We start from the raw sequence: 2,890 nt of genomic DNA, 5'->3' as shown, positions 1-2,890 counted from the left end.
CCGTTAGGGGCAATTAATGATTGTTAACCGGTGTTTTTTATAAAAGAAGATGAGTTTTAAAGTATAAGCAATTCAGCAATTTAAAGAAGATTAGAGAATTAAAATACTAAAATATTCCATCTAACTTATATGATATTGTAACACGGTAATTGTTGGAGTTCCAGTTGACCGCCAGAGGAGTACACTATTCGTTTTATATCCGGCCATATCCTCTATTTCAAAGAAAAAGAAGCAAAAAGAAAAGGGCAAAAGCATAAAAGCGTAAGACGTTTTCGCTAATTATTCATTACAACACGAAAGCCGATAGAACTTCTGCCGAGGCCCGAGTGACCACCGCCTGAAAAGCAAAACATAACTCTGTTGCTACTCAACCACGATCCGCCCCGTACATAACGAAATTTACCTGGGTAAAGAGAGTCTTTTACAACATCCCAGCACCACTCTTCTACGTTTCCACTCATATCATAGATACCAAGCTAGTTTTCTTGTTTCTCCCCGACAGGATGTGTTGTTTTATCTGAGTTCTTTGGATTCCATGATACTTCGTCAGCATTATTGCTTCCACTATATTCGTAATTTCTACTTTGAACACCACCTTTTGCTGCATATTCCCATTCAGCGTTTGTTGGTAAACGATATCCGTTCGCACTGAAATTGTATGTAATACTGCTTCCGCTTCCACTATAACAAATTTGCAGCCCTGCCATTATACTTAATTTGTTGCAGAATTCAATTGCATCATACCAACTGATATTTTCTATAGGGTTGTTTTCGCCTTTGAATTTACTCGGATTATCCCCCATTACTGTTTTCCATTGTGCTTGTGTAATTTCGGTTTTTCCAATGTTAAAATTATCTTTACCTTCGTTCTGAACAAAAATTAATTGCGGTAATATTTTTTTTAGCTGATTAAGCTGTTCGATTTGGTATTTGGATTTGTTTTCATATTTCTTTTTTTCTTTTTCAAGTAAAGCGATATACTTACTCGACTGATAATAGATTTTGTATTTGTCGAATTCAGTTAAATATTCTCGATACTTTAGCATATGTATATCTTTCTCATCAGGCGTTAGAAGCCATTTTAAATACAAGTAATGTGCCTGTTCTGCCAAATCAGTATTTTTATCGTTCATCAACTTTGCAATTATATCTTTTGCTTCACTCTTCTTATTCTGTTCGAAAAGATGTTTTGCATACCTTAATTCTTTAAATGTTACATCTTCCTCTACTGTTGATTTTACTTTACCAACAAGTACAACTGAATAAGTTCCGTCAGTGCCATATCCGTTCTCAATAATCTGAAAACCTGGCATAAGCACAGTTTCAGCCTGTGTTTCAATGTAATCGTAAGTTGTCTGAAAATTCTCGACTTTCGTAGTAGATTTAAGTTTTAAGCCTGCTTTTTCAAGAGCTTGCCGTTTTGCGTCCATTATAGCTTCCAGCCTGTCTTTCTGCTCACCGTTCTTGTAATTGTCGCTTACTCCTCTTACAGCTACATCTACTAGTATCTGAGCTTTGATTATTGTAGAAAAGATTATTACCAATGCAAGTATGTACTTAAAAATATTGTTGTTCATTCTTCATAACTCCCATTTTATTGCTGAATTGCTTTTAATATTTAAAAGAATATTCTTTTCAAGGAAATAAGTTAACATTTTTTGAAGAAATTTACAAGGAATTTTCTTTGTTAAAGTTTAGAGATTTTAGTATATTCAAAAAACACCGGTAACGATAGAAAAAAAGATATAGAGATGAACAATCATAAACAGCCCCTAACATTGGCAAAATATCAATGGGTTACTTGGACATTTGACTCGCTCTTCCCCACTGGTTTTTGCCATAACCGTTAGGTGCAATTTGTTTATATAGCCTTTTAAAATATGAAAATTGAATCTTTATGTAGCTTCGCTGAAAATGACTCTGAATTGTTTCACAAACTTTTTTATTGCATTGTGTACCAATTATTGGTATATTGATATTAAGAATGCAAGGAGGAAAGCATGGGTAAAAATACTTCCCTATACATCGGTGATCATTTTCAACAATTCATGACAAAAGAAATTAGAACAGGTAGGTATAAGTCTGCAAGTGAGATCGTAAGGGCGGGTCTTAGACTTTTAGAAAATGAAGAACAAAAACTAGAAGCATTGAGAAATGCTCTCGTTGAAGGTGAAAATAGCGGAATAATTGAAAATTTCACCCCAAAGAAACATTTAAAAGAACTTCATAAAAAATACAACGCCTAATGAAATCATTCAAAATAACCGAAAAAGCAAGTTCCGACCTTGAAAATATCTGGTTATATACTTTTCAGAACTGGTCTTTCGAGCAAGCTGATAGATATTATGAGCTAATAATGAGCGAGATTTTTTTTCTTTCAGAAAATCCTAAAGCTGGTAGTACTGCAGACCATATTTTAAAAGGCTATAGAGTTTCCAGAGTGAAATCTCATCTGATATTTTACAAATATGATTCAGATGGCTTCATTATTGTTATTAGAATTCTTCATACTAGTATGGATGTAGAAAACAAGTTTGAAGCTTAGATATAATCGAAATATAAACAAACAGCACCTAACATTAGCAAAATGACTAGAATCCCCTACTTGACTCGTTATCGCTTTTTGCCATAACCGTTAGCAAACATTAGCTTTTATTAGATATAGAAATTTGGCCCAATTAGAAAAGAGAGAATAATGAATAAAATCACATTAAAAGAATTGGTAGAACAATTCAAATATAATATTAAACAATATAAATCAACCTCTTATAATGAAACAAATACGAGAATAGAATTTATTGATAAATTTTTTAAATTGCTTGATTGGGATTTGGAAAACAACAAAGGTTATTCTGAAATGTATAAGGATGTTGTTAGAGAAGATAAGGTG

Annotated in this window: 5 protein-coding genes; 3 read left to right on the top strand and 2 right to left on the bottom strand. The window is 33.0% G+C overall.

The annotated features are described in order from the left end of the window. Window positions 1-275: 275 nt before the first annotated feature. Together J7K39_10800 and J7K39_10795 are read right to left on the bottom strand one after the other, a co-directional pair. Window positions 276-461: an SUMF1/EgtB/PvdO family nonheme iron enzyme gene (locus J7K39_10800; protein MCD6180378.1), complete on the bottom strand. Its 186-nt coding sequence runs from the start codon at window positions 459-461 to the stop codon at window positions 276-278. A gap of 15 nt (window positions 462-476) precedes the next feature. Next, on the bottom strand, window positions 477-1,133 hold the full coding sequence (locus J7K39_10795) for a formylglycine-generating enzyme family protein (GenBank protein ID MCD6180377.1): 657 nt from the start codon (window positions 1,131-1,133) through the stop codon (window positions 477-479). 867 nt (window positions 1,134-2,000) lie between these two features. On the opposite strand from J7K39_10795, the gene J7K39_10790 reads away from it, so the two are divergent. From J7K39_10790 to J7K39_10780, 3 genes are all read left to right on the top strand, one after another. Further along, window positions 2,001-2,246, top strand: a complete 246-nt coding sequence (locus tag J7K39_10790) for a type II toxin-antitoxin system ParD family antitoxin (protein ID MCD6180376.1) — start codon at window positions 2,001-2,003, stop codon at window positions 2,244-2,246. Further along, on the top strand, window positions 2,246-2,545 hold the full coding sequence (locus J7K39_10785; protein MCD6180375.1) for a type II toxin-antitoxin system RelE/ParE family toxin: 300 nt from the start codon (window positions 2,246-2,248) through the stop codon (window positions 2,543-2,545). Before J7K39_10790 ends, J7K39_10785 begins: the two co-directional genes overlap by 1 nt. A 150-nt stretch (window positions 2,546-2,695) precedes the next feature. Beyond that, window positions 2,696-2,890: hypothetical protein (locus J7K39_10780; GenBank protein ID MCD6180374.1), on the top strand; the 195-nt coding region annotated here is incomplete at its 3' end.

The sequence above is a fragment of the Bacteroidales bacterium genome, assembly GCA_021157585.1.
Classification (GTDB): Bacteria; Bacteroidota; Bacteroidia; order Bacteroidales; family UBA12170; genus UBA12170.
Note: the sequence above shows the minus strand (reverse complement) of the source record. Positions and strands in the feature narration are given on the sequence as shown.